Raw genomic sequence first — 22,967 nt, forward strand, 5'->3', positions numbered from 1 at the left:
TGGGCGTTAGGCTAAATAATCGGAGCCATGCATCGAAGATGGTAGTGCCACACACAATGCGGATAAGACACACCACACATCTAGACCAAACAACCATCAATCAAACAAGACACAACTGATGCGCCACTATATATTATTACTTCTTTTAATTCTTTGCTCGGGCTGCATTCCAACCAAACAAATAATACCCAGCGACGATGGAGGGCGATTCGTTTTAGAAGAGGATATTTTCGAATTTTATGAAGGACCATTCGGCGATCGATTTCTAGCAGGCCTTACCAAAGGCGAATATATAGCTATCGGCCATGACGAAGATGGCGTCTATTATCGCGGCCCACATAAATGTCTAGTATTTCTCAACGAGGAGCAAGGCTATCACTTTCTCGCCACTGGAGAGCGTCCAGGAACGCTGAGCAACCCCAGAGCAATTAATTTATTTACTGGGGATGAGGGCGGCGTCTTTGTTCCATATGATTTCGAGGATGATGACCCGTGGTACTTTCATTATGCTGATTATCGAAATGCCACAGGAGATGCTGACTCAAAAATCCCCCCGAGGCCCGCATCAAGTATAAATAAGCCAGAGCCGGAAACCACACCGGCCGCGGCAGTTTACATGCTACCCAATGTAAAAATAATTAACGGCGACGACCCCAATGCTCTGCCACCGGCTGAAGCTGTTGTCGGCGGAGCAATAGGAGTGGTAGCCGGACGACAATTGGGATTGGCTGGACTCCGAGATGCGCAAGGCGGAATACTGCCTGGTGTAATGGTTAAAAGTGTGAAAGTTTTGGCAATCATACGCAACCTAAAAACACGCTGATGTGGCGCGGCCTAACAAATGGTTCAAGCCGTTCGCTTCGCTCACTCGGGACCGGCTAAAGCCGGCCCCTTAACCAAACGTTAGGAGAAAGCCACATGCCTGAAAACGGTATTCGTAGCACATACTCTCAATCTCCATTTCAGATTTTTATGTGCGATGACGCTGGCGTCATATCAACAGGTAGTGCATTTTTCTATGAATATGGGGAAGAATGGTTCCTTATTACTAATTGGCATAATTTCAGTGGTCGGCACTTTTTGACGAGAGCTCCACTTAGCGATCCCTCAAGGTTTCCTACATATATTAAGGTGAAGTTATCCACCTACATTGACGGGGATAAATTCACAACTACTGCGCAACAGGTTGATATTTACAAAGATTACGAACCATGCTGGTATCAACACCCTAAGTTAGGCCATACATGTGATGTGGTTGCCCTTCCTTTAAATAGGCCGAAAAGCTGTCCAGAATTCATGCATAACGCGGCCAACTGCATCAGTAAAATAAAAATCCCTGTAAAACCTGGCTGTACAGCGTTCATTATTGGATTCCCTCACTCCTTAAGTGTTGGATTTGGTCTGCCGCTGTGGAAATCTGGTTATATTGCCTCAGAGCCACATTACGATATTGAAATAGGTGGAAGTCTTTCAGAAATTGCAGGGACTCAAGGCGGCACCAAATTGCCGGCGTTCTTTATCGACTCCCTAACTAGGTCGGGAATGTCTGGCTCCCCAGTTTTCGCTGCGTACACTGGAAACTGGGACTCATCAGATCCATACAAAGAATTGAATATGGATGACCCAAATTTTTGGAGTCGAGATGACGTCTTACTCGGTGAAAATCGGATGCAATTTATCGGCTGCTACAGCGGCAGAGTTGGAAGGGAAGAGGAAGGCGCGGCATTGGGCCTCTGTTGGCGAGAAGACGTTATTCAAGAGATATGTAAATCTCGCAATATTGGCGAGCATCCACAAATAACGTCTAGTAACTCCTAACAATTCGCTCAAAGCGCTCACTTCGCTCGCAGGGAGCGGCGAAGCCGGCCCCTTAGCTTAATCGTTAGCTTCTATGGACATACGTCATGTTATTTTCTAAGCGAAAAGGATTATCACCGGTTAAAGATAAAATCCAGAAAGATGGCATGGACGATGCACTAAGGCATGGACTCTGGAACGCATTACATCTGTGCATATGGGAAAAAATTGAATACAACCCTTACGACACTTCATTTCGCAACACCAATCTATATGAGCTATTCCAAAACTACTGGCATAATTTATTTAAGTTTCCACTAGACAACTTACCTAGCTATTTTGAGGAAGCGCATAAGCGAATTCGAAAGTATTTTTTCGAATGCCAGTGGCATGAAGCTTACGATCTCATTGAGTTTACAGCACAAGTGTCCCCCAAAGATCTCAAAGATCAGTACGTAAATTTTTGCAACCACATACTTGAAAAAGAGCTTTCTGCCTATAGATTTATTGACCTACAGCTTACAGATATTACCAGTGAGGAAGAGATTGAAAGCATAGAAACAGCCATCAACGCTACGACCAAGTACACCGGAGCCAATAAACACCTCCGAACATCCTTGAACTTCCTCTCCGATCGCAAGTCGCCCGACTTTAGGAACTCCATTAAAGAGTCAATAAGCGCAGTAGAGTCGCTGTGCGCCTCTATATCCGGCGACCCCAAAGCAACGCTTGGTGCTGCATTAAACACAATAGAACGCTCGCATCAGTTGCACCCTGCATTCAAGAAAGCGCTGTCTAGCTTGTATGGATACACAAGCGACTCCAATGGAATTCGCCATGCTCTGCTGGAAGAGAGCTCTATAAGCTATAGTGACGCAAAATTCATGCTTGTTGCGTGCAGTGCATTCGTAAACTATGTATTAGGCAAGGCCAGTGAAAAAAGCTAAAAAAGCGCTAACTTCGCTCACTGAGACCGGCGAAGCCTGCCCCTTAGCTTAATCGTTAGACGAAAACAGAACATACGGAGCTATACATGTTAACTGCGTATTCAGTGTTTATTGTCGCTATAATTTCTTATCCACTCTTTTGGCTGCATACCTTTAATCCTAATTATCGGGTAGGTATTTTTATCAAAAATAACCTCGATTCAAAGAACGAATTTGCGACTGACACCCCGCCGTCACTTCTCAGCGGTGCAGCAATTTTTTGGGCACTTTTATTTGGATTTGTCTACAGATATTTTCCAGAAAATTGGTCTACCAATGGGTCCAATCTAGGTGGCCTTAGTCTCATTCTCGGCTTGGCTTGTGTCGCGATCACTGGAAAAATATACGTTGGTGCGATAGCGGAAAACCATAAGAGAGTTCTGTTTGATGGAACAAAAATTACTCGCCCTATAAAATGGCGCATTGTCGACATACTTACTGCAATTCCAGTTAATCTTACGGTTACTCCACTTAACAAACTCTTATGGCTTCCTGTTTTTGGTTTGATTGCATGGCTGTTACACCCACTAAATATTCATGCATCCGTGATTGTTCCCGATTATGTATTTTTGGCCGGAGCAATGTTTGTCCTCGGGCGACTATCGAGCATGTACATTAACAGAAAAGCAATTCCACTAGACGTTTCGATGGGCCACTCAAGCAAACATCACTACCAGGGGCTTAAGCTCTTCTTAATTTCGGCATTCTGCATTTCCTCGTTCGTAGTTACCACTTCTTTAGTTGATGCAATACTTCAGAAAAGCGGATTCTCAACAGAGAATTTACCTTCATATTCGTTGCTGCTTGCAGGGCTGTCGGGAATTCCACTTATTACCGTGACTGGTGAATTTATATCAGCTATTTTTGCTGAAATATTTGAGCGAGTAGGTTTCGGATAATTGGCGGTGCGAATCACCAAAACATGCATTCTAACCAAATATATCGAGAGTGCGCAGACACGAAAGGAACTGTTCTTTCCACAAAAATGCGAGGCGCCGCCTAACAATGCGCTCAACTGTCGCTCACTTCGTTCGCTGGACAGCCAAAAGCTGCGCTTTTGCCTGCCCGTTAGCTTAATCGTTAGAGGAGACGCAGCATGGAGCGATTCACGGGCGGTTGCCTGTGCGGCAACGTTTGCATCGTCGCGTCGGGACGGCCCTACCGGGTCGGCCTGTGTCACTGCCTCGACTGCCGCAAGCATCACGGCAGCCTTTTTCACGCTTCCGCGATATTCCCTCAGGATGCGGTGACGATCGAGGGCGAAACACGCGACTACGCCGGGCGGTTTTTCTGTCCGCGCTGCGGCTCGTCCGTTTTCGCCCGCAGCGCCGACGAAATCGAAGTGAACCTGGGGGCCCTGGATACTCCCGACCAACTGATGCCCACCTACGAAAGCTGGATCATCCGGCGTGAGTCCTGGTTGCCGCCGTTTCCGCTCGCCAGACGATACGAGCGCGATCGTGACGCCAGCAGTCGCTTCGAGGAGTAGCGGGCAGGCGCCACGGCGCGGTTGTCCACCCACCCGGTTAGAGGCTAGCCGCGCCCCAACGGCGGAGTCCGCGGCGGCACCAGGCGCTTCGAACCCGTCGCTTCGAACGCCGCCGCCAAACGCAGCAACGCCGAATCGTCATAGGCACGCCCGGCGAAGGTCAGCCCCACCGGCATGCCGATGTCCGCCATCACGCCCATCGGCACGGTGACGGTCGGCACGCCCAGGTGACGGATGGCCAGATTGCCGTTGGCCACCCAGATGCCGTTGCTCCAGGCGATATCCGCCGAGGCCGGGTTCACATCGGCGTCCGCCGGGCCGACGTCGGCCACGGTGGGGAACAGCACCGCGTCGAGGCCGAGGTTGTCCATCCAGTCTTCGAGGTCGATCTTGCGGGTCTTTTCCAGGCCGCGCAGGCCGTCCGGCAGCGTAGCTATCTGATCCCACGACTTGATGCCGCGCTTGGCCATGTTCACGTATTCGTCCATGCCGGCGGCCAGGTCGTCTTCGCGATTCGGCAGCGTGCCCGGGTCGTGGGGGAAGATCAGCGGGCCGTCGACATCGGCGAGCTTGTTCAGCTTGGGATCGCCATTGGCCCGCAGGAAGTCGTCGAACGCCCAGCCTGACAGCTCCCACAGTTCATCATGGAGGAACTCCTTGGACACCAGGCCGCGGTTGTACACGGTCGGGGCGCCAGGGCGGTCGCCCTCGCAATTGGAGACCAGCGGGAAGTCCACTTCGATCACTTGCGCGCCGGCGGCTTCGAGGGCCTGGCGCGCCTGCTGCCACAGCTCGATCACCGTGGCGCGGGTATGAATCCGCTGCCCGGTCGGGCCGCCAATACCGGGCTTCTCGCTGGTGCCGGCCAGCTCATCCTGGTTGATAAACATGCGCGGCACGCCGAAGCGCTTGCCCTTGAGTGCATCACGCGGGGCGGCAAGTTCCAGGTAGGAAGCCGGGCGCACCGCCGAGGCCTTGGGGATCGGCACCCAGGGTTGCAGGCGCCAGAGGTCGCCACGGGTGTCGAGGTCGTCCGCCACCACCACGTCGAGCACTTCGAGCAGGTCGGCCATGGTTCGCGCGTAAGGCACCACCACGTCCATGGTCGGGGTCAGCGGCCAGTTGCCGCGCACCGAGATCACCCCTCGCGACGGGGTGTAGGCGCACAGACCATTATTCGAGGCCGGGCCACGGCCGCTCGACCAGGTTTCCTCGGCCAGGCCGAAGGCGGCATAGCTGGCGGCGGTGGCGGTGCCGGCACCGTTGGACGAGCCCGAGGCGAACGGCGCGGTGAGGTAGGCGGCGTTGTACGGGCTTTCCGCGCGGCCATACACGCCGCGCTGCATGCCGCCGTTGGCCATGGGCGGCATGTTGGTCTTGCCCAGGCAGATGGCGCCGCCAGCGCGCAGACGCTCGACGGTGAAGGCGTCGCGCTGGGCGACCAGGTCCTTGAACGCCGGGCTGCCGGAGGCGGCGGTGAGGCCTTTGACCAGGTAGCTGTCCTTGGCCGTGTAGGGGATGCCGTCGAGCGGGCTGAGGGTAGCGCCACGCGCGCGGCGCGCGTCGGAGGCATGTGCCTCGGCCAGAGCCTCGGGGTTACGCACCACCACGGCATTCAGCGCGGTGGATGTGGCGGGGCCATCGTAAGCATCAATCCGCGCCAGATAGGCCTGGACCAGCTCGACGGCGCTGGTGCGGCCGGCTTCGAGCGCGGCGCGCAGTTCGGCGATGGAAACCTCGGTGACTTCGATCATGCGCTCACCGCCGCCACAGGCTGGCTGACTGGATGTTTACGGCTGGTCTCAGAATGGCTGCTCATAGCGGTTCTCGTTGCACGGCATTACGCGATAGGGTTAGCCCTTCTATTTAGCACCAAGCGCGGCGCAGAGAAATCGCAACGGCGACAATCTGCCCCCGCGCCGGCGACCTGCAGGCCAACAAGCACAGCCTGAAGAATGCCCTGGACCAACAGGCCAGGGCCGCCATAGAACGGCTCGCACGACGCAGTCTCGATCGTGCCGAATCGGCGCCAGGCTCGGGCAAGCTCGCTGCACGAGCCTGCCCCTGAACCGCTAACGCACCCCGGCGTTGCGCAGCGCCGCAGGCGTGAACTCGGCTGCGGACAGGTCGATATCGAACTCGACCCCACGCTTCTCCTCGTTCTTCATGCCGATGGCCAGATAGCGCCCCGCCACCAGGTCATTGAGCGTCTCGAAGGCATACAGGGGAACCTGCGCCTTGTACTGGTGAATCAGCATGGCCTGGCCCACTCGCCACAATTGACCGCGCGTGTCGTACTGTTCGGATAACGCGATCTGCCACGAGTCTTCGTCCAGGAAGAAGCGGCGTTTGGCATAGATATGCCGCTCCCCCGGTTTCAGCACGGCCTCGACTTCCCAGACCCGGTGCAGTTCATAGCGGGCCAGGTCCTGGTTGGTATGCCCGGCTTTGACGATGTCGCTGTACTTGAGGCTGGGCGATTCGAGCTTGTAGTTGTTGTACGGGATATACAGCTCGCGCTTGCCCAGCAGGCGCCACTCGTAGCGATCCGGCGCGCCGTTGTACATGTCCAGATTGTCCATGGTGGCGAGGCCGTCCGCCGCCGTGCCGGGGCCGTCATAGGCGACCTGTGGCGCGCGGCGCACACGACGCTGGCCAGCGTTGTACAACCAGGCCATGCGCGGCTGGCTGATCTGGTCGATGGACTCATGCACCAGCAGCACGTTGCCGGCCAGGCGTGCCGGTGCCGTGACCCGCTGGGTGTAATAGAGCAAGGCATTGGCGGTTTTTTCCGCGTCGAGATCCTTCAAACCCTCGGGAAAGCCGACCTTGTCTTCGAAGCGGACAAGGGTGTAGTCCCCCGAGACCTGCGGCGTGACCTGGACGATGCTGCGGCGCAGGGTACGGCCGCGGTAACGGGTGATGTGGTTCCACACCACCTCAAGCCCATTTTGCGGCAGTGGAAAGGCGTAATAGCGGCTCGCGGAGAAACCTTTCAGGCCATTACCACTGGCGATCGCTTCGGTGTTCAGCGCGCTGGTCTTGATCGCGGCGTAGACAGCGTCGGGCAAGGCGACCGTGCGATGGCTCGGGTAGACCGGCATCCGGTAGCTGTCGGGGTAACGCTTGAACATCGCAATCTGGCCTGCGGACAGGTTCTCCTGGTATTGCGCAAGGTTCTCGGCGGTGATGGTGAACAGCGGTTGCTCATCGGCGAAGGGGTCGTCGAGAAAACCGTCCTGGTTCTCCTGCCCGGCATCCTTGGGCAAACCGCCGTTCCACGCGGGAATGGTGCCGGCACTGTTGCCGGCCCGTACGGCGCCAACCGGGGTCAGGTCCTGGCCCAGGCGCTGGGCTTCAGCGCTGGAAACGGCCGCCTGTGCGTTGAGGCCGCAGAGGCTGCATGCCAGGCCGAAAAGCAGATTGATCATGGCTTTCATGAAGAGGGTATCCGTAGTTCTGGTTTGTCGAGGTGCGGCCTGCCAGCGGGCAATGTGCCGGCGCTGGCGATCCGGCACGCGCCAGTCGTTGGTTGCCAGGGGCTTCAGGTTTCGCTAACGCGTTAGCCAGAGTGGCGATTGGCGGCCAGCAGTGCCTGGATGCCGCTGCGGGCGTTCGCCGCACGGGCCAGCTCGCGCTCTTCGGCACTGGCATAGTCGCGGTCCCAGGCCAGCACCTTGGGCGTCATCAAGTGGTGCCAGAGCGGCGGGATCATGGCCACGATGATGGTGGTCAGGTAGCCGCCGACCATCATCGGCGCATCCGGGAAGGGCTTGAGATCCTGGTAAGGCACTTCGCCCTGGGCGTGGTGATGGGAGTGGCGGGTCAGGTTGAACATGGCCCAGGAGCTGATGCGCTTGTTGGTGTTCCACGAATGCCGTGGCTGCACCGGCGTGGCCGGGTTGCGCACCATGCCGTAGTGCTCCATGTAGTTGACGATCTCCAGCAGCGCCTTGCCCGCCAGGGCACTCGCGACGAAGAACAGTGCGGCCCAGGCGCCGCCGATGGCGTAGGCGGCAACGACCAGCAGCAGGCTCATCAGGTAGCCGCGCAGCACTGCGTTGTGCCAGCCGAACAGGCTGTGGCCCTTGCGTGCCAGGCGCTTCTTCTCGATCGCCCAGGCGCTCAGGTTGCCCTTGAGGGTCGAGGCAAGCACGTGGAAGTAAACGTTGCGCCCGCGTGGCGCGGTGGCCGGGTCCTCGCTGGTGGAGACGTAGCGGTGGTGGCCGTAAACGTGCTCGATGGCGAACACCGTATCGAAGCTGAAGGCCAGCAGCCAGCGGCCGACCAGCATGGAGATCGGGTCCCAGGTGCGGTGGGTCAGCTCATGGGCCGGGATGGTGCCGGTCATGCCGATCATCAGCCAGGTGATGGCCCAGGTGGAGACGTGGTGGCCGGCATCGGTGGCATCGCGGGCGGCGAGCAGGTCATAGCCGCTGAGCCGGCTCAGCGCGGCGCCGAAACCGAGGAAATCCCCGCCGCTGACGCTCCACACCGCCGCGAACACGATAAAGGCCAGCAGCGGCAGAGCCAGCCACAGCTGCACAGTGAGAATGCCGGGATGCTTGAACTGCGGAGTGCTGGTGTCGTCGCCGCTGATGGCATCGCCGATCACGTAGAAGGCCACGATGGCGAGCAGGCCGAGGCTGATCCAGGCGCCACCGGCGAGGATGGCGGTGGCCGCGAGCAGGCCGACGGCGTGGAACAGGAAGTACTTGAGGTAGTGCAGAGCGTTCATGGTCGTCTCTCTTGTTGTGATGACGGGTTCAGGCCGGCACCGGCCGGGCGTCTTGGCAGGTGGTGAAGCGGTCGGCATGGATGTGCTCGCTGCTCACGCCCATTGCGCGCAGCAGGGGCACGGCGCTGTCGATCATGGCGGGCGGGCCGCACAGGTAGGCGTGGGCGCCAGGCTCGAGCAGGACGGCAATCTGCGTGGTGACCAGGCCTCTGGCGCCCTGCCAGGGCGCATCGACGGCCGCCGCAGACAGCACCGGCACGAAGCGGAACGGTGCGCGCCACTGCGCAGCGATCGCAGCGATGGCGTCCAGGGCGTAGAGGTCGCGCTCCTCGCGAGCGCCGAACAGCAGGGTGGCGGGCCGTTTGCAGCCATCTACCAGGGCGTCCTGCAGCATCGCCAGCAGCGGTGCCAGGCCGCTGCCGCCGGCGATCAGCAATAACGGCGCCGCGCCCGGGCGCAGATGAAAGTCGCCCAGCGGGCCGGCGACGGTCACGCCCTGGCCGAGCAGCGGCTGCTCATCGACCAGGCCGGTGAACAACCCGCCGGGCACCCGGCGGATAAAGAAACTGACTTGGCCATCGGCCTGCACCGGGCTGGCGAAGGAGAAGCTGCGTGGCTGCTGCGGCAGGCTGTCGAGCGTCAGCTCGGCATACTGGCCGGCCTGGTACGCCAGGCTGTCGTCGAGCTGGATGACCAGGCGGCTGATATCGTGGGTCAGGCGCTCCTGCGCCACCACCCGGCCGCGCACCTGACGGCGGGCCTGCTGGCGCGCCAGGTCGACCTCGATGCGCACGTCGCCCCTGGGCACGCTCTGGCAGGCGAGGATATAGCCGGCATCCAGTTCCGCGTCGGAGAGGATGTAGCCGCTCTCGGTCAGCTCACGGACCCGCCCCTCGACCAGCCGGCACTTGCAACTGGCACAGCCACCGACCCGGCAGCTGTGCGGGAAGTCGATGCCCTGGCGCAGTGCAGCCTGCAGCAGGGTCTCCCGGGGCTGCACCTCGACGTCGATACCGTTGATCGCGGCCCTGCTCGCGCGCGGCCTGGATAGGAAATAAAACATGCGTCCTCCGCTTCGGATTCCGCACCGAGCGGTGCGGGACGCCTGAATCCTAGGGAGGAACGAGGTGCTGCCGAGAGGTTACGGATTGACATTCAGGGGGTCATTAATTGACATTCGCTACACAAGAAAAATGACGAGACACACGCATGTCCGACTTCCTGCTTCCCGTGCTTTACCTGCGGCAATTCGCCGAACAGCTGCGCATCATGGGCAAGGCCCCCGGCGACTGGCTCGAACAGTGCGGGGTCGACGCGCAGCAGCTGGACGACCCCAGCTTCCAGCCAGGCTATGCCCTGTTCAGCCGGCTGATCGAGCGCGCCGTGCAGCTGTCGGACGACCCGGCGCTGGGCCTGCTGGTGGGCGAGCGGCTGCTGGTCAACACCCACGGCATCCTCGGCTTCGCCGCCCTGCAAAGCGAGTCCCTGCGCCAAACGATCAAACTGCTGGAGCGCTACCTGGCGGTACGCACCACCCTGGTGAGCCTGCAGCATGTGCATGATGCCGAGGCGCAGCAGGAACATATCCAGCTCATCCCTCGCTACCCGCTCGGCGCCATCGAACGCAGCGTGCTGGAGGCGGTGATGCTGGCGATCAAGAACATTCTGGACGCCGCCACCCTGGGCAACGTGCGCCTGCAACAGGTCAGCTTTCCGTTTCCCACGCCCGGCTATGCGCAACTGGCCCAGGCCATGTTCAACTGCCCGGTCGCCTACGCCCAGCCCTGGGCCGGTTTCACCTTCGCCAGCGCCCTGCTCGACCAGCCCCTGCGCATGGCGGACCCGGAGGCCTTTCGCGAAGCGGAGCTGATCTGCCAGCGCGAACTGCGCAAGCTCGGCGAGACCACCAGCCTGGGCGCACGCATCCGCCGCCTGATGCTGGAGAAACACAACGGCTTCCCCAGCCTGATCGTGACCGCCCGCCTGTTCCACCTGACCCCGCGCACCCTGCACCGCCGCCTGCTGGACGAAGGCACCAGCTTCAAGCAGCTACTCGAGGAAGTCCGCCACAGCCTGGCGGTGGAACACCTCAAGGCCGGCCACCTCAGCGTGGAGGAAATCGCCTACTCGCTCGGCTATAACGACGTGGCCAACTTCCGCCGGGCGTTCAAGCGCTGGGAGGGGGTGCCGCCGTCTGAATATGGAGTGGGTGGCGGCTAGAAAGCGGGGCGGATTCTACGGCTCCTGCCCTAGTGCCCTCTGATACCGTTAATTACAGATAGCTATTTTTTAGAAGGCAGCTAGCTGGGCACGCTTCAGACAGCTGATATCGACACAAAACGGGCAAAATAAGGGGATGACTTATATGAATAAATTTTCACCTTTTTATCGAAGCTAAGCACGCCAATGCTATCGCTATATTCCCGCACTTGGGATCAGGCCACTCACCCCATAGTAAAGCCCACCATGCTCTGCTAATTTCCACCTCTGCCTTCAGAGGACCCTGAATTGCCATCCTCCACTTGAGAGCCAACAGAGAGCTCCTCCTATTGGGCATGAGCAAAAAGACAAGTCAAATAACTTAAAACACCATAAAAATTATATTAACTTTTGACGCATAATTACTTAAGAAGTGGATATTTTTAAAGTTAAACCTTCTACCTTTAGACCTTTATTTAGGCAAGCAGGCGAATAGATATATGATTCAATCGAACCCGATTGATGTTTCTGACTGGGGTAGGCACGTGGAATTCTCCGAAGCTTATCCTGAAGGCGCTCGACCGAAACGAATTGTAATTTCCCCTGCTGAGCCAGTGCAGTCGGTTATAAAGCCTAGCTGGCAGTACATGTTTAAACTCTCCGACCCAAAGTATCCAGAACAATTCTGGGCGGAGCTAATTGCTTACCAGATTGGTTTATTACTAAACATTCCGGTTCCACCATCTCATGCCGCATTCGATTCAATGACTGGAGAATGCGGCTCGCTGAGTGAATGGTTCTATGAAGAAGGAGAAGATGTATTTTATGCGGCCGGCTATTTTTTTTATCGCGAAATAAGGGGATTCGACAAGGAGAAAGGCTCACAGCACAATCTATTAACAGCACAACAGCTGAATGTAGACTTCATTGGCAGCGACCAAATTTATGAATTTTGGTCGATGATGTTATTTGACTCCATTATTGGAAACACAGATCGACATCAAGAAAATTGGGGGTATCTACTAAATCTTTCACCAAACTCAAAGAGTGTCGCACGCCGCAAAAGAGAGAACTATAGTGTCAGGCTGCGATTTGCGCCTTGGTTCGACAACGGAACTAGTCTAGGCTATCAAATAATCCCAAGAAAATTTGAACAGTGGGACGATACACGCCTGGACAACTTTATTAAAAAGGGTTGTCATCACATAAGATTTTCCATGGATAATTTAACTCAAATTGGCCACTTGGAATCTATGGAGTTTATCGCCAAGCACAACACTGCTGTGAGATCCCTCCTCCTGAGGAAGCTCAAGGCCTTTGACATGGATAAATTCCGCCAAACAGTTCTGCAGCTTGTTGGCCTACCTATGCCAGCGCATGCTAGACTAACCCAAAGCAGAGCGGAATTTATAATTCGATTAACCTTAAGGCGTATCGAAATGATAACGGACAAATTACATGAACATAATTGATCATATATTTGAACCCAAACGCCTTCTCCTTGTGTGGCATAGTAGCAAAGACGGGACACCGCACCACCGGAGAGTTGTGGGCGAGCTATACAAAGACGCCGACTCTATATCATTTCAATATTTGAAGAACACAAATGATTACAAGGAAGCCGAGAAGGAAGGCTTTATAGGATTTCCGGCCTTTAGTAAAACTTCCAGTATTTTCAACAATGCTATAGATGCATTTATGAGCAGGCTTCCTCCTCGCAAGCGAGCTGACTTCAGTAAATATCTTGCACAATATGCATTGCCAAGTAATTTTTCCGGCTCTGATCTTTCTCTACTAGGGTATACAGGCGCCCGTCTTGCCAGTGATAACTTTGAACTATGCCCAGACTTCTCAGACGCAAATGAGCCTGTAGACTTAGTGCTCGAAGTAAGCGGAGTAAAATACAACATGAATGACACTAGCGCTCTCCTGGAGGGCACTCCCATTCATTTCGAACTTGAGCCGGAAAACAAGTTTGATCCAAGCGCGATAGCAATTCATGCAAAAATCGGAAAGCTGGGATATGTTAGCCGAGCAATAAATAAAGGCTTCAAAGATTTGCTAGACAGATGCCAAGTTCAAGGGAGTGTATTTAAGTCTAGTGTCCGCCAAGGAGGACTGCAGATTCTTATTCTAGTTACTTGCAGATAGCAGAACAATTCCCTCGCACCGGGGTGCCGGCGATTGAGCGAACGAAACCGGAGCGCAGGGCCGGATGGCGGGGCAAGCCCTTTTGGTTCTTTTTGGGGCAACTGCAACTGCCAAAAGGGACCCGCCCAGCAGGGCGGAACCACTGCCTGCGCCGAGAAAGAAATCGGCAAGCACAGATCACTTACTGCCAACACCAAACAGACTGAAAGCCTGTTGCCGAACCCCTGCCCCACAAGCGAGCATCGGTCCTAATCTCGCAGTAAGGAAACGCCCTCATGAATCCCCACCAAACCCAAGTAGACCTGGCCAAAGCCTACCGCCTGCTCAACCACGGCCCCACCGTGCTGGTCTCGGCCCGTCATGCCGGCGTGGACAACGTGATGGCGGCGGCCTGGGCCTGCGTGCTGGACTTCGCGCCGCCCAAGCTGACCGTGGTGCTGGACAAGGCCACCCGCACCCGCGAGCTGATCGAGCACAGTGGCCGTTTCGTGATCCAGGTGCCGACGGCGGCGCAGCTGCAGCTGACCGAGCAGGTCGGCAACCACAGCCTCAAGGATGAACCGGACAAACTGGCCAAGGCCGGCGTGCAGCTGTTCGAGCAGGACGGCCACGATCTGCCCTTCGTCGCCGGCTGTTCGGCCTGGCTGGCCTGCGAGCTGATCGCCGAGCCGCACAACCAGAACACCTACGACCTGTTCATCGGCGAAGTGGTCGGTGCCTGGGCGGATGAGCGGGTATTCAAGGACGGCCGCTGGCACTTCGAAGACGCCGACCCGGCCTGGCGCAGCCTGCACCATGTGGCCGGCGGGCACTTCTATGCCATCGGCGAGGCGCTCAAGGCCTAAGAGCCTGTTTAGGCGCCTCTCCATGAGAGCCAGACAAGACACCACTACCAACGGGAGTAACAGCCGCCAGGCTGGCCCGCAGGGCAAGCAAAGCGCGTTAGCCGCAGGCGGCTTGCCGAGGGCGTTTTTAACGCGCTATGGCCGCGAGTCAGGAGATCGTAAACAGGCTCCAAAGGTAGGCCCGCCCCTCTTTTCTCTCAACACAAAATGACGATAAACATCACTTTCCGTTGAGATAGCAGCTCGAACGGTCTGCCCAACAGCTAGGTTTGCGGATACCAGCGCGGCGTATACACCCACTCGCCGCCCTCGGCCCTCGGGAAGCGGCGGGTCTGGCTGGAGCCGATGATAACCAGAGTGCGCATGTCCACCAGCTCGGCGCTCAGTTCGCCGAGGGTCAGCACGCGCAGCGCCTCGGCCGGGCGGCCGATGTCGCGGCCGAGCACCACCAGGGTTTCTGGCGTGCGGTGCTGGCGGACGATGTCGAGGGCGCGGCCGAGCTGCCAGGGGCGCGTGCGGGAGATCGGGTTGTAGAAGGCCATGGCCAGGTCGGCGGCGGCGGCGTGATCCAGGCGCTTTTCGATCATGGCCCAGGGCTTGAGGTTGTCCGACAACGACAGCATGCAGAAGTCGTGGCCCAGCGGCGCGCCGGCCTTGGCCGCAGTGGCCAGGGCGGCGGAGATGCCCGGCAGCACCTCCAGCTCTACCGCCTGCCAGGCCGCATCGCTGGACGCCTCTAGCGCTTCCAGAACGGCGGCGGCCATGGCGAACACGCCGGGGTCGCCGGACGACACCATCACCACGCGCCGGCCCTGGGCGGCCAGCTCGAAAGCATGGGCGGCGCGCTGCAGTTCCTCGCGGTTGTCGCTGGCGTGCAGCAGCTGTTCGGCGCGGAACGGCCCGGCCATGTTGACGTAGGTTTCGTAGCCGAGCACATCCTCGGCCTGGTCCAGCGCCTGGCGCACGGCCGGAGCCATCAGCTCGGCGCAACCGGGACCGAGGCCGATCACACTGAGGCGACCGCGCGGCCGGCCGGTTTGCGCGGCGGCCTCTGGGCTGGTGGCCAGGTGCAGGCTGACGCCCGCTTGGTCATACACAGCGGCGGGCAAGCTGGTTGCCGTATCGATAAAGCGCAGCGGCACGCCCAGCTCGGCGGCTGCGGCGGCCAGCTGCGGTTGGGCCATCGCGGCGGCATCGACCAGCAACGCGGCCAGCGCCGCCTCGGCCAGACCGGCCTGCTGCAGGGCGGTGCGCACGGCTGTGGGCAGATCGCCGTCCAGCGCGCTGCAACGGGCCAGCACCAGGCGCGGGTGGATCAGCAGCGCACCGCCCTGCTCTGCCCGCTGCGGGCTGATGCGGACGCAGCGACTGGCCTGCGCGTCCAGCGGCAGGTTCGCCGCCTGCAGCCAGGGTGCCTTGCCATCGATGCGCAGCGACTCGCCGCCGAGCAGGTCGCTGACCAGGCGTTTGCCCTGCTCCAGGTCGGCCAGCACGTAGCCCTCCGGCGGGTTGAGCACGCAGGTGCCGAAGCGCAGCTCGCCGCTGGTGGTGATGGCCGGCGCCACGGCCAGCAGCGCGGCAATCTCGCGGGCCATAACATTGACCCCGCTCAGCCCGCCGAGCAGCGGCACCACGGCGCTGCCGTCCTCGGCCACGGCCAGCACTGCCGGCTCGGCGCCCTTCTCCGCCAGGAGCGGCGCCAGGCTGCGGATGACGATGCCAGCGGCGCACAGGGCGATGATCGGCGTACCGGCGCGGTACAGCCCGCGCAGGGTGGCGCCGAAGTCGTCATAGGGCTGCTCGACGCCCGTCACCCGCCCGCGCAGGCCGTGGATCGCGGCCTGCGGGTAGAGGCTCTGCAGGCGGCGGGCGGTGGCCAGGGCAGAGGCGCCGAGAATGACGATGGCCGGGGATGGGGGCATGGCTTGTTCCATTTTGCTGGCATTGCGTGGCGGGTAGCCCGGATGCAATCCGGGAGCGCGGTTGTCCCCGGATTGCATCCGGGCTACGACGAGGAGCGGCGGTTCAGCCGCGCCATTTCTCGCCGGGCACCAGGATCATCGAGAAATACGGCGAGGACATTGGCTCCACTTCATCCAGCGGCACGATGCGCTGGTTGCCCATGGTCGCCCGCTCGACGTAGTGCGCGCGCTGATCCAGGCCCAGCTCCTGCAGCACCCGACGGACCTTGTCGAAGTTGCGGCCGAGCTTCATCACCACGGCGGCTTCGGCGTCCTGCAGGCGGCGCTTGAGTTCGTCCTCGGGTAGCACACCGGAAAGCACGCTCAAGGACTGGTTGCGGTACACCAGCGGGGTGCCGAGCACCGAGGCGCAGCCGAGCATGGAGCACACGCCGGGCACCACCTCGACCTGGTAGTGCGCGCCCAGGCGGTCGTGCAGGTACATGTAGGAGCCGTAGAAAAACGGGTCGCCCTCGCAGATCACCGCCACGTCGCGGCCGGCGTCCAGGTGCCGGGCGATCTGCACCGCGCAGGTGTCGTAGAAATCGCTGATCACATCCTCGTAACTCAGCGGTGGTTCGAGCTTCTCGGTGGTCACCGGGTAGACCAGCGGCAGACGCTGTTGGGCCTCGCTCAGGTGCTGTTCGATGATGCCGAAGGCGTTGCCGCCCTGGCCTTTATTCGCCTTGGCCTTGGCCACGAAGTAGCCAACCACCGGCGCCGACTGCAACAGGCGCAGGGCCTTGAGGGTGATCAGTTCCGGGTCGCCGGGGCCGACACCGAGGCCGAGCAAACGTCCTTTACCCGTCATCACTCCACCTCCGTGGCCAGGGCGTTGACCGCCGCCGCGGCCATCGCGCTGCCGCCACGCCGACCGCGTACGATCACGTAGGGCACGCCTCGGCTGTCAGCGGCGAGCATGTCCTTGGACTCGGCGGCGCCGATAAAGCCCACCGGCATGCCGAGGATCAGCGCCGGTTTGGGCGCGCCGGCATCGAGCATTTCCAGCAGGTAGAACAGCGCGGTCGGCGCGTTGCCGATCACCACCACGCTGCCTTCGAGGTGCTCGCGCCAGCGTTCCAGGGCCACCGCCGAGCGGGTATTGCCCAGTTCGCGGGCCAGCTCCGGCACGCCGGCATCGTGCAGGGTGCAGATCACCGGGTTGTTCGCCGGCAGGCGCGCACGGGTGATGCCTTCGGCAACCATCCGCGCATCGCAGAGGATCGGCGCGCCCTTGGCCAGGGCTGCGCGGCCGGCGGCACCGGCACCCGGCGAGAAGCGCAGGTCCTGCACCACGTCGACCATGCCGCAGGCATGGATCAGGCGCACAGCGAGCTTTTCCAGGTCGGCCGGGATGGCTGACAGGTCGGCCTCGGCACGGATGGTGGCGAAGGACTGGCGGTAGATTTCCTGGCCGTCGCGGATGTAATCGATCATGCAGAAGTTCCTGATGCGGGCTGCGCGGCGAACCAGGCGCCGGCTTCTTCGATACTGAGGGAAGGCGCCAGCAGGCGGCCGAAACCGGCCACGCCCGCGGTGCGCTGATAGAGCTGGTAACGCCCGCCGGGCTGCGCCAACAGGGTGAACGGAGCGGTATGCGCGGCGGCGCAGGAGCGCGGGCAGCCGCTGAGGTGCACCTGCGGCTGAACGCCGCCGGCGCGCAGCAGTGCAGCCAAGTGCAGGGCATCGGCCTTGGTGTCAGCCAGGCCCTTGGCGCAGGCGGTGGAGCCACTGCAGGCGAGTAGTTGGCTCAGCGGCTCGCGGGCATCCAGCAGCAGGCCGATCTCGCCCAGCGCGGCCATCACCGCAGCCTGGCGGGCGGCGGGAATATCCGGCAGCAGCACGCCCTGCCAGGGCGTCAGGCACAGTTCGCCGCTGCCCTCGGCCTCGGCCAGATCGGCCAGGGCCCACAGCTGCACGGCCTCCAGCCGACCCAGTGGCGCAGCGGCCAGCAGCATGACCAAGCCGGTCTGGGCCTGAGGGTGCATGCCGAGCGCTATGGCTGCTGTTTGGGCGCGCGCTGGCAGCGGCATATCGCGCTCCAGAGGCATTGGCAGACGGGCGAGAAAATCCGCCACCGGCAGTTCGGCGAGCAACTGGCGCATCCGGCTGTGCGTGCCGGCCAGCTCAAGGAACAGCTCCAACACGGCCTGCACCAGATGCGGCGCCTGCCCCAGCTCGACCACGCCCAGGACCGCATCACGCGGGCAGCCGGCCAGGCCGAAAGCCAGCTGGGTGCCACCGGGCAAGGCACTGAGCCAGAGGTCGTGGGGGTGGTCGAGCATGGCCAGCACTTCGCCGCCGTCCAGCTGCAGGGCGAACTTGGCGGAAAGGCCGTGGAAGGCGGGCGTGTCCTGCAGCAACGCCAGCAGTTGCTCGGCCAGCGGGCGGGTATCGAGAAAAGCTGCCGGATCGCGGCCGGCGGCAGGGCTGAGCAGCAGGTTGCGCACATCGTCGGCGGCGGCAACGCGCGGGCCGAGGCCGGCGGCCAGCAAGTGCTGCACCAGGGCGGCGTGCTCGCTGTCGCGCACACCGCGAATCTGCAGGTTGCTGCGGTTGGTCAGCTCCAGCACACCGCTGCCGCACAGCCGCGCAGCCCCGGCCACGGCGCGGGCCTGGGCGCTGGAGAGGCGGCCACCCGGCAGCTTGACCCGGCAGATACCGCCGTCCAGCGCGGACACAATGCGCCACAGTCCCGGACAGGCAGACGGCCTGGGAGTGGATGCGACGCAAACGCAGGAATCAGACTTCAAGCGGTCACCGACAAACAACGACGCGGCGACCGAACCAGCGGAATCCACAGACAGGGATTCCTTGGCATCGGTACACCCCGCCCGATGTTGGCACTCGCGACTAGCGTCGTCGGCAGGTCTCCTGGCTGGCAGGTCGGCATCGGTCGCGGCCTTCCCGGTTTCCCAGTGGCATTCAGGCGACAGACTCGCTGCTTACAGTTGCGGGGGCAGCCACGGTTGAATCGCTTCTCCGTGTTCCCTCTTAGGCCCTTGGTGACGTCCGTGAGAACGCCGGGCACCGACGAAGGCGCTATTATGCCCGCTTTTTCCGGCGCCAGGCCAAGCCCACGCGTCGCCCGCAACAGATCAAGGAAACACGCATGACAGCCTGGCTGACGGTGGTGGGAATCGGCGAAGACGGCTACGCCGGCCTGGGCAAGGCTGCGCGCCGGGCGCTGCTGGCTGCCGAGCAGATCGTCGGGGCGCCGCGCCAGCTGGAGCTGCTGCCGCCGTGCATCCGCTCGCCGCGGCAGAGCTGGCCGAGCCCATTCAGCCTGGCGCCGGTACTGGAACGGCGCGGCACGCCGGTGTGCGTGCTGGCCAGCGGCGACCCCATGCTGTTCGGCGTCGGCGCCAGCCTGGCGCGGCAATTAGCCGAAGGAGAAATGCGCGTGCTGTCGGCGCCCTCCTCCTACTCGCTGGCCGCCGCCCGCCTGGGCTGGCCGCTGCAGGAGGTGACACTGCTCTCGGTGGTGGCGCGGCCGCTGGCGGCGCTAAACGCGCAGATCCATGCCGGCCAGCGCCTGCTGATCCTCTGCAACGACGGCTGCAGCCCGGCCGCCATCGCCGCCCTGCTGCGCGAGCGCGGCTTCGGTTCCAGCCGGCTGACGGTTTTGGAACACCTCGGCGGCCCGCTGGAACGACGTATCGACGGTCTGGCCGACAGCTGGAGCATCGACGAGGTCGCCGCCCTCAACCTGCTGGCGGTGGAATGCCTGGCCGACGCGAACGCCGTACGCCTGCCACTGACCTGCGGTCTGCCGGACGAGGCCTACCGCCACGACGGCCAGCTGACCAAGCGTGACGTGCGCGCCATCACCCTGGCTCGCCTGGCGCCGACTCCCGGCGAACTGCTGTGGGACGTGGGCGCCGGTTGCGGCTCGATCGGCATCGAGTGGATGCGCGCCCACCCCAGTTGCCGGGCTATCGCCATCGAGACCGACGGCAGCCGCCAGCAGCTGATCCAGCACAACCGCGACGCCCTCGGCGTGCCGGCCCTGCAGCTGGTGGCCGGCGCCGCACCGCAGGCGCTGGCGGGACTGGAGCAACCCGAGGCGATCTTTATCGGTGGCGGCGTCACCCTGCCCGGCGTGCTGGAGCAGTGCTGGCAGGCGCTCAAGCCCGGCGGCCGGCTGATCGCCAACGCGGTGACCCTGCAAAGCGAGGCCATGCTGGTGGCCTTCCGCGAACAGCACGGCGGCGAGCTGACCCGCATCAGCGTGGCCCAGGCCCAACCGCTGGGCGACTTCGACACCTGGCGCAGCGCCCTGCCGATCACCCTGCTGCAGGTGCGCAAGCCTTGAGCCCACGCATCCTCCTGCTCGGCGGGGTCGGCGACGCCCTGAGCATTGCCCGCCGCCTCGGCCCCAGGCATATCTACAGCCTGGCCGGGCTGGGCAAGGTGCCGCAGGATCTGACCTGCCAGGTGCGGGTGGGCGGCTTCGGCGGCAGCGAGGGCCTGGCACAGTTCATCCGCAGTGAAGGCATCGATCTGCTGCTGGACGTCACCCATCCCTATGCCGCGCAGATCAGCGCCAACGCCGCCCAGGCCGCGCAACTTGCCGGCATTCCCTGCTGGGCCCTGCGCCGCCCCGGCTGGCAGGCCGGCAGCGGCGACGACTGGCGCGAAGTAGCCGACTGGGCCGAGCTGCGCAGCGCCCTGGCGCCCTTTCGCCGGCCCTTCTTCACCCTCGGCCGCGAGCCGCTGGAACACCTTGAGGCGATCCCCGCCGAGCAGTTCTGGACCCTGCGCCTGCTCGACGCCCATCCTGGCAATGCGCGTGCACGGATCATCGCCAACCGCGGCCCGTTCGATCTGCAGGGCGAGCGTGAGCTGTTCGCCGCCGAGAGCTTCGATGTGCTGATCAGCAAGAACAGTGGCGGCGCGGCCACCGAGGCCAAGCTGCAGGTGGCCCGTGAACGCGGCTTGCCGGTGTTGCTGCTGGCGCGCCCGGAACTGCCCGCGGTGGCGCGCGCCTTCACCGATCCCGAATCCCTATGGCAGGCCCTACAGGAACTCCCTGGCGGCCTGGCCTGAGTAACGAGCAATGCAGACCAATACCTACGCCCGCGTGCTGTTCGCCGGGCCAGACCTGAACCAAGGCAGCTTTGCCGAGCTGCTGCGCCGCCAGTTGGCCGAGCACCTTGGCGTCGCCGTGCTAGACGACCTGTGCGATACCGGCGCTGGCTACGACGCGCTGTGGGCACGGGTGCGCAGTTGCCTGGAAGCCGGCGAACTGCCGCTGCTGCTGGTCGATCTCGACCCGCTGGGCGGCAGTCAGCAGCTGGACTGGTTGCGCGATCAACTCAACACCCTGGCTGGCGCGCACGCCGAGCAGGTCTTCGTCTGCGCCGGTGACGTCGAGAAGGTGGCGGCGCTGGCCGCACTGATCCAGCAGCCCGAGCGCCACCTGGGCTGCGTGGAAGTGCCGCAACTGCCGCAGAGCCATGCCTGGTCGTGCATTCCTCCCCACCAGTATCGCGTGCTGCTGTGCAACGGCCCACGCTGCACCCGGCGTGGCGCCCTGCCCCTGTGGAAGCTGTTGCGCGAGGAGTTGAAGGCGGCCGGCAAGCTGGAATGCGCGGGCGGCGTGCATCTCACCCGCACCCAGTGCCAGTTCCCCTGCGACCAGGGGCCGACGCTCAGCGTCTATCCGCCCGGCGCCTGGTATCAGGTACGCAGCGAGGCCGATGTGCAGCGCCTGGTGCAGGAACAGTTCGTCGAGGGCCGCGAAGTGGCCGAGCTGATCATGCGCCAGGCCTAGACTCCCCTCTCCCACTTGTGGGAGAGGGGCCGGGGGAGAGGGTATTGGCAGCCAACGCCCTCTCCCCAACCCTCTCCCATGAATGGGAGAGGGAGCGAAGCGCGCGAGTGGTAACTCAGAGGCTCATCACATCAAGAAAGCGCGGCGTGGCGCTGTCGTCGATCTTCAGGCTCTGGAAATCGAACAGGTTGCGGTCGGCCAGCTGTGACGGCACCACGTTCTGCAGGGCGCGGAACATGATCTCGGTACGTCCCGGCGACTTGCGCTCCCACTCGGTGAGCATCTCCTTGACCACCTGGCGTTGCAGGTTCTCCTGCGAGCCGCACAGGTTGCACGGGATGATCGGGAACTCCTTGAGCACCGAGTAAGCCTCGATGTCCTTCTCGTTGCAGTAGGCCAGCGGGCGGATCACCACGTTGCGGCCGTCGTCGGACAGCAGCTTGGGCGGCATGGCCTTGAGGGTGCCGCCGTAGAACATGTTGAGGAAGAAGGTTTCCAGGATGTCGTCACGGTGGTGACCGAGGGCCATCTTGGTCGCGCCGATTTCGTCGGCGTAGGTATAGAGGGTGCCGCGGCGCAGGCGCGAGCACAGCGAGCAGGTGGTCTTGCCTTCCGGGATCTTGTCCTTGACCACCGAGTAGGTGTCCTTCTCGATGATGTGGTACGGCACACCGACGGACTCCAGGTAGGCCGGCAACACATGCTCGGGGAAGCCCGGCTGCTTCTGGTCCATGTTCACCGCAACGATCTCGAACTGGATCGGCGCCACCTTCTGCAGATAGAGCAGGATGTCGAGCATGGTGTAGCTGTCCTTGCCGCCGGACAGGCAGACCATCACCTTGTCGCCATCCTCGATCATGTTGAAGTCGGTGACGGCTTCGCCGGCCAGGCGGCGCAGGCGTTTCTGCAGTTTGTTCTGGTTGACCGAAAGGCTGGTGGACATGGCGCTGAAGAATCCGGGGGAAGGCGAAAAGCTGGCTATTTTACGCACAAAGCCGCATCACAGCAGCCCATGTTAGGCTCAA

The 22,967-nt window shown here is 61.4% G+C and carries 21 protein-coding genes and 1 riboswitch; of the genes, 12 read left to right on the forward strand and 9 right to left on the reverse strand.

Annotated elements, in window-relative coordinates:
- Positions 1 to 118 precede the first annotated feature (118 nt).
- From LRS11_RS19550 to LRS11_RS19570, 5 genes are all read left to right on the forward strand, one after another.
- Positions 119 to 823 carry a hypothetical protein gene (locus LRS11_RS19550; RefSeq protein ID WP_260494512.1) on the forward strand — a complete coding sequence of 235 codons (705 nt, stop codon included), beginning with the start codon at positions 119 to 121 and terminating at the stop codon, positions 821 to 823.
- A gap of 95 nt (positions 824 to 918) precedes the next feature.
- Positions 919 to 1,818 (forward strand): hypothetical protein, encoded by a 900-nt coding sequence (locus LRS11_RS19555; RefSeq protein ID WP_260494513.1) that lies wholly within the window; start codon positions 919 to 921, stop codon positions 1,816 to 1,818.
- A gap of 86 nt (positions 1,819 to 1,904) precedes the next feature.
- A complete protein-coding gene (locus LRS11_RS19560) occupies positions 1,905 to 2,744 on the forward strand; it encodes an AbiJ-NTD4 domain-containing protein (RefSeq protein WP_260494514.1) in 840 nt (279 codons plus the stop codon).
- Positions 2,745 to 2,830: 86 nt separating this feature from the next.
- A complete protein-coding gene (locus LRS11_RS19565) occupies positions 2,831 to 3,682 on the forward strand; it encodes a hypothetical protein (RefSeq protein ID WP_260494515.1) in 852 nt (283 codons plus the stop codon).
- A 197-nt stretch (positions 3,683 to 3,879) separates the two neighbouring features.
- Positions 3,880 to 4,272, forward strand: a complete 393-nt coding sequence (locus LRS11_RS19570) for a GFA family protein (RefSeq protein ID WP_260494516.1) — start codon at positions 3,880 to 3,882, stop codon at positions 4,270 to 4,272.
- Positions 4,273 to 4,316: 44 nt separating this feature from the next.
- On the opposite strand, the gene LRS11_RS19575 is transcribed toward LRS11_RS19570, so the two are convergent.
- From LRS11_RS19575 to LRS11_RS19590, 4 genes are all read right to left on the reverse strand, one after another.
- The gene (locus LRS11_RS19575; protein ID WP_260494517.1) at positions 4,317 to 6,026 is read right to left on the reverse strand and encodes an amidase; all 1,710 of its coding nucleotides are present in this window, start codon (positions 6,024 to 6,026) and stop codon (positions 4,317 to 4,319) included.
- 318 nt (positions 6,027 to 6,344) lie between these two features.
- Positions 6,345 to 7,712 carry a DUF1329 domain-containing protein gene (locus LRS11_RS19580; protein ID WP_260494518.1) on the reverse strand — a complete coding sequence of 456 codons (1,368 nt, stop codon included), beginning with the start codon at positions 7,710 to 7,712 and terminating at the stop codon, positions 6,345 to 6,347.
- A 122-nt stretch (positions 7,713 to 7,834) separates the two neighbouring features.
- Positions 7,835 to 9,010 carry an alkane 1-monooxygenase gene (locus LRS11_RS19585; RefSeq protein WP_260494519.1) on the reverse strand — a complete coding sequence of 392 codons (1,176 nt, stop codon included), beginning with the start codon at positions 9,008 to 9,010 and terminating at the stop codon, positions 7,835 to 7,837.
- A 28-nt stretch (positions 9,011 to 9,038) separates the two neighbouring features.
- Positions 9,039 to 10,073 carry a 2Fe-2S iron-sulfur cluster binding domain-containing protein gene (locus LRS11_RS19590; RefSeq protein WP_260494520.1) on the reverse strand — a complete coding sequence of 345 codons (1,035 nt, stop codon included), beginning with the start codon at positions 10,071 to 10,073 and terminating at the stop codon, positions 9,039 to 9,041.
- Between the two features lie 146 nt (positions 10,074 to 10,219).
- Here LRS11_RS19590 and LRS11_RS19595 point away from each other — a divergent pair, with 146 nt between their 5' ends.
- The 4 genes from LRS11_RS19595 to LRS11_RS19610 all read left to right on the forward strand — a co-directional run bounded on the left by LRS11_RS19595 (position 10,220) and on the right by LRS11_RS19610 (position 14,205).
- Positions 10,220 to 11,230 (forward strand): AraC family transcriptional regulator, encoded by a 1,011-nt coding sequence (locus tag LRS11_RS19595; RefSeq protein WP_260494521.1) that lies wholly within the window; start codon positions 10,220 to 10,222, stop codon positions 11,228 to 11,230.
- Positions 11,231 to 11,754: 524 nt separating this feature from the next.
- A complete protein-coding gene (locus LRS11_RS19600) occupies positions 11,755 to 12,681 on the forward strand; it encodes a hypothetical protein (RefSeq protein WP_260494522.1) in 927 nt (308 codons plus the stop codon).
- Positions 12,668 to 13,360, forward strand: a complete 693-nt coding sequence (locus tag LRS11_RS19605; RefSeq protein WP_260494523.1) for an HIRAN domain-containing protein — start codon at positions 12,668 to 12,670, stop codon at positions 13,358 to 13,360. Before LRS11_RS19600 ends, LRS11_RS19605 begins: the two co-directional genes overlap by 14 nt.
- 275 nt (positions 13,361 to 13,635) lie before the next feature.
- The gene (locus LRS11_RS19610) at positions 13,636 to 14,205 is read left to right on the forward strand and encodes a flavin reductase family protein (RefSeq protein ID WP_260494524.1); all 570 of its coding nucleotides are present in this window, start codon (positions 13,636 to 13,638) and stop codon (positions 14,203 to 14,205) included.
- Positions 14,206 to 14,468: 263 nt separating this feature from the next.
- Here the strand turns inward: LRS11_RS19610 and cobJ are convergent, their stop codons facing one another.
- From cobJ to cobG, 4 genes are all read right to left on the reverse strand, one after another.
- Entirely contained in the window at positions 14,469 to 16,127 is a 1,659-nt protein-coding gene (gene cobJ, locus LRS11_RS19615) for a precorrin-3B C(17)-methyltransferase (protein ID WP_260494525.1), read from the reverse strand.
- A gap of 103 nt (positions 16,128 to 16,230) precedes the next feature.
- The gene (locus tag LRS11_RS19620) at positions 16,231 to 16,977 is read right to left on the reverse strand and encodes a precorrin-2 C(20)-methyltransferase (protein WP_260494526.1); all 747 of its coding nucleotides are present in this window, start codon (positions 16,975 to 16,977) and stop codon (positions 16,231 to 16,233) included.
- On the reverse strand, positions 16,977 to 17,603 hold the full coding sequence (locus LRS11_RS19625) for a precorrin-8X methylmutase (protein WP_260494527.1): 627 nt from the start codon (positions 17,601 to 17,603) through the stop codon (positions 16,977 to 16,979). The genes LRS11_RS19620 and LRS11_RS19625 overlap by 1 nt, the downstream gene beginning before the upstream one ends.
- Positions 17,600 to 18,919, reverse strand: a complete 1,320-nt coding sequence (gene cobG, locus LRS11_RS19630; protein WP_409519825.1) for a precorrin-3B synthase — start codon at positions 18,917 to 18,919, stop codon at positions 17,600 to 17,602. The genes LRS11_RS19625 and cobG overlap by 4 nt, the downstream gene beginning before the upstream one ends.
- A gap of 93 nt (positions 18,920 to 19,012) precedes the next feature.
- A riboswitch (cobalamin riboswitch) is annotated at positions 19,013 to 19,216 on the reverse strand.
- 62 nt (positions 19,217 to 19,278) lie between these two features.
- On the opposite strand from cobG, the gene cbiE reads away from it, so the two are divergent.
- The 3 genes from cbiE to LRS11_RS19645 are packed head-to-tail and all read left to right on the forward strand — an operon-like array spanning position 19,279 to position 21,942.
- Entirely contained in the window at positions 19,279 to 20,481 is a 1,203-nt protein-coding gene (gene cbiE, locus LRS11_RS19635; protein WP_260494529.1) for a precorrin-6y C5,15-methyltransferase (decarboxylating) subunit CbiE, read from the forward strand.
- Positions 20,478 to 21,215, forward strand: a complete 738-nt coding sequence (locus LRS11_RS19640; protein WP_260494530.1) for a cobalt-precorrin-6A reductase — start codon at positions 20,478 to 20,480, stop codon at positions 21,213 to 21,215. Before cbiE ends, LRS11_RS19640 begins: the two co-directional genes overlap by 4 nt.
- 10 nt (positions 21,216 to 21,225) lie before the next feature.
- Positions 21,226 to 21,942 (forward strand): (2Fe-2S) ferredoxin domain-containing protein, encoded by a 717-nt coding sequence (locus LRS11_RS19645; protein ID WP_260494531.1) that lies wholly within the window; start codon positions 21,226 to 21,228, stop codon positions 21,940 to 21,942.
- Between the two features lie 115 nt (positions 21,943 to 22,057).
- Here the strand turns inward: LRS11_RS19645 and ttcA are convergent, their stop codons facing one another.
- Entirely contained in the window at positions 22,058 to 22,885 is an 828-nt protein-coding gene (ttcA, locus tag LRS11_RS19650; RefSeq protein ID WP_260494532.1) for a tRNA 2-thiocytidine(32) synthetase TtcA, read from the reverse strand.
- Positions 22,886 to 22,967 lie beyond the last annotated feature (82 nt).

It is taken from the genome of Pseudomonas sp. J452, from assembly GCF_024666525.1.
Lineage (GTDB): Bacteria > Pseudomonadota > Gammaproteobacteria > Pseudomonadales > Pseudomonadaceae > Aquipseudomonas.

Bases quoted from the DNA above. Each gene is read 5' to 3' on its own strand.
- LRS11_RS19550 (WP_260494512.1), top strand. From the start codon at position 119: ATGCGCCACTATATATTATTACTTCTTTTAATTCTTTGCTCGGGCTGC.
- LRS11_RS19555 (WP_260494513.1), top strand. From the start codon at position 919: ATGCCTGAAAACGGTATTCGTAGCACATACTCTCAATCTCCATTTCAG.
- LRS11_RS19560 (WP_260494514.1), top strand. From the start codon at position 1,905: ATGTTATTTTCTAAGCGAAAAGGATTATCACCGGTTAAAGATAAAATC.
- LRS11_RS19565 (WP_260494515.1), top strand. From the start codon at position 2,831: ATGTTAACTGCGTATTCAGTGTTTATTGTCGCTATAATTTCTTATCCA.
- LRS11_RS19570 (WP_260494516.1), top strand. From the start codon at position 3,880: ATGGAGCGATTCACGGGCGGTTGCCTGTGCGGCAACGTTTGCATCGTC.
- LRS11_RS19575 (WP_260494517.1), bottom strand. From the start codon at position 6,026: ATGATCGAAGTCACCGAGGTTTCCATCGCCGAACTGCGCGCCGCGCTC.
- LRS11_RS19580 (WP_260494518.1), bottom strand. From the start codon at position 7,712: ATGAAAGCCATGATCAATCTGCTTTTCGGCCTGGCATGCAGCCTCTGC.
- LRS11_RS19585 (WP_260494519.1), bottom strand. From the start codon at position 9,010: ATGAACGCTCTGCACTACCTCAAGTACTTCCTGTTCCACGCCGTCGGC.
- LRS11_RS19590 (WP_260494520.1), bottom strand. From the start codon at position 10,073: ATGTTTTATTTCCTATCCAGGCCGCGCGCGAGCAGGGCCGCGATCAAC.
- LRS11_RS19595 (WP_260494521.1), top strand. From the start codon at position 10,220: ATGTCCGACTTCCTGCTTCCCGTGCTTTACCTGCGGCAATTCGCCGAA.
- LRS11_RS19605 (WP_260494523.1), top strand. From the start codon at position 12,668: ATGAACATAATTGATCATATATTTGAACCCAAACGCCTTCTCCTTGTG.
- LRS11_RS19610 (WP_260494524.1), top strand. From the start codon at position 13,636: ATGAATCCCCACCAAACCCAAGTAGACCTGGCCAAAGCCTACCGCCTG.
- cobJ (WP_260494525.1), bottom strand. From the start codon at position 16,127: ATGCCCCCATCCCCGGCCATCGTCATTCTCGGCGCCTCTGCCCTGGCC.
- LRS11_RS19620 (WP_260494526.1), bottom strand. From the start codon at position 16,977: ATGACGGGTAAAGGACGTTTGCTCGGCCTCGGTGTCGGCCCCGGCGAC.
- LRS11_RS19625 (WP_260494527.1), bottom strand. From the start codon at position 17,603: ATGATCGATTACATCCGCGACGGCCAGGAAATCTACCGCCAGTCCTTC.
- cbiE (WP_260494529.1), top strand. From the start codon at position 19,279: ATGACAGCCTGGCTGACGGTGGTGGGAATCGGCGAAGACGGCTACGCC.
- LRS11_RS19645 (WP_260494531.1), top strand. From the start codon at position 21,226: ATGCAGACCAATACCTACGCCCGCGTGCTGTTCGCCGGGCCAGACCTG.
- ttcA (WP_260494532.1), bottom strand. From the start codon at position 22,885: ATGTCCACCAGCCTTTCGGTCAACCAGAACAAACTGCAGAAACGCCTG.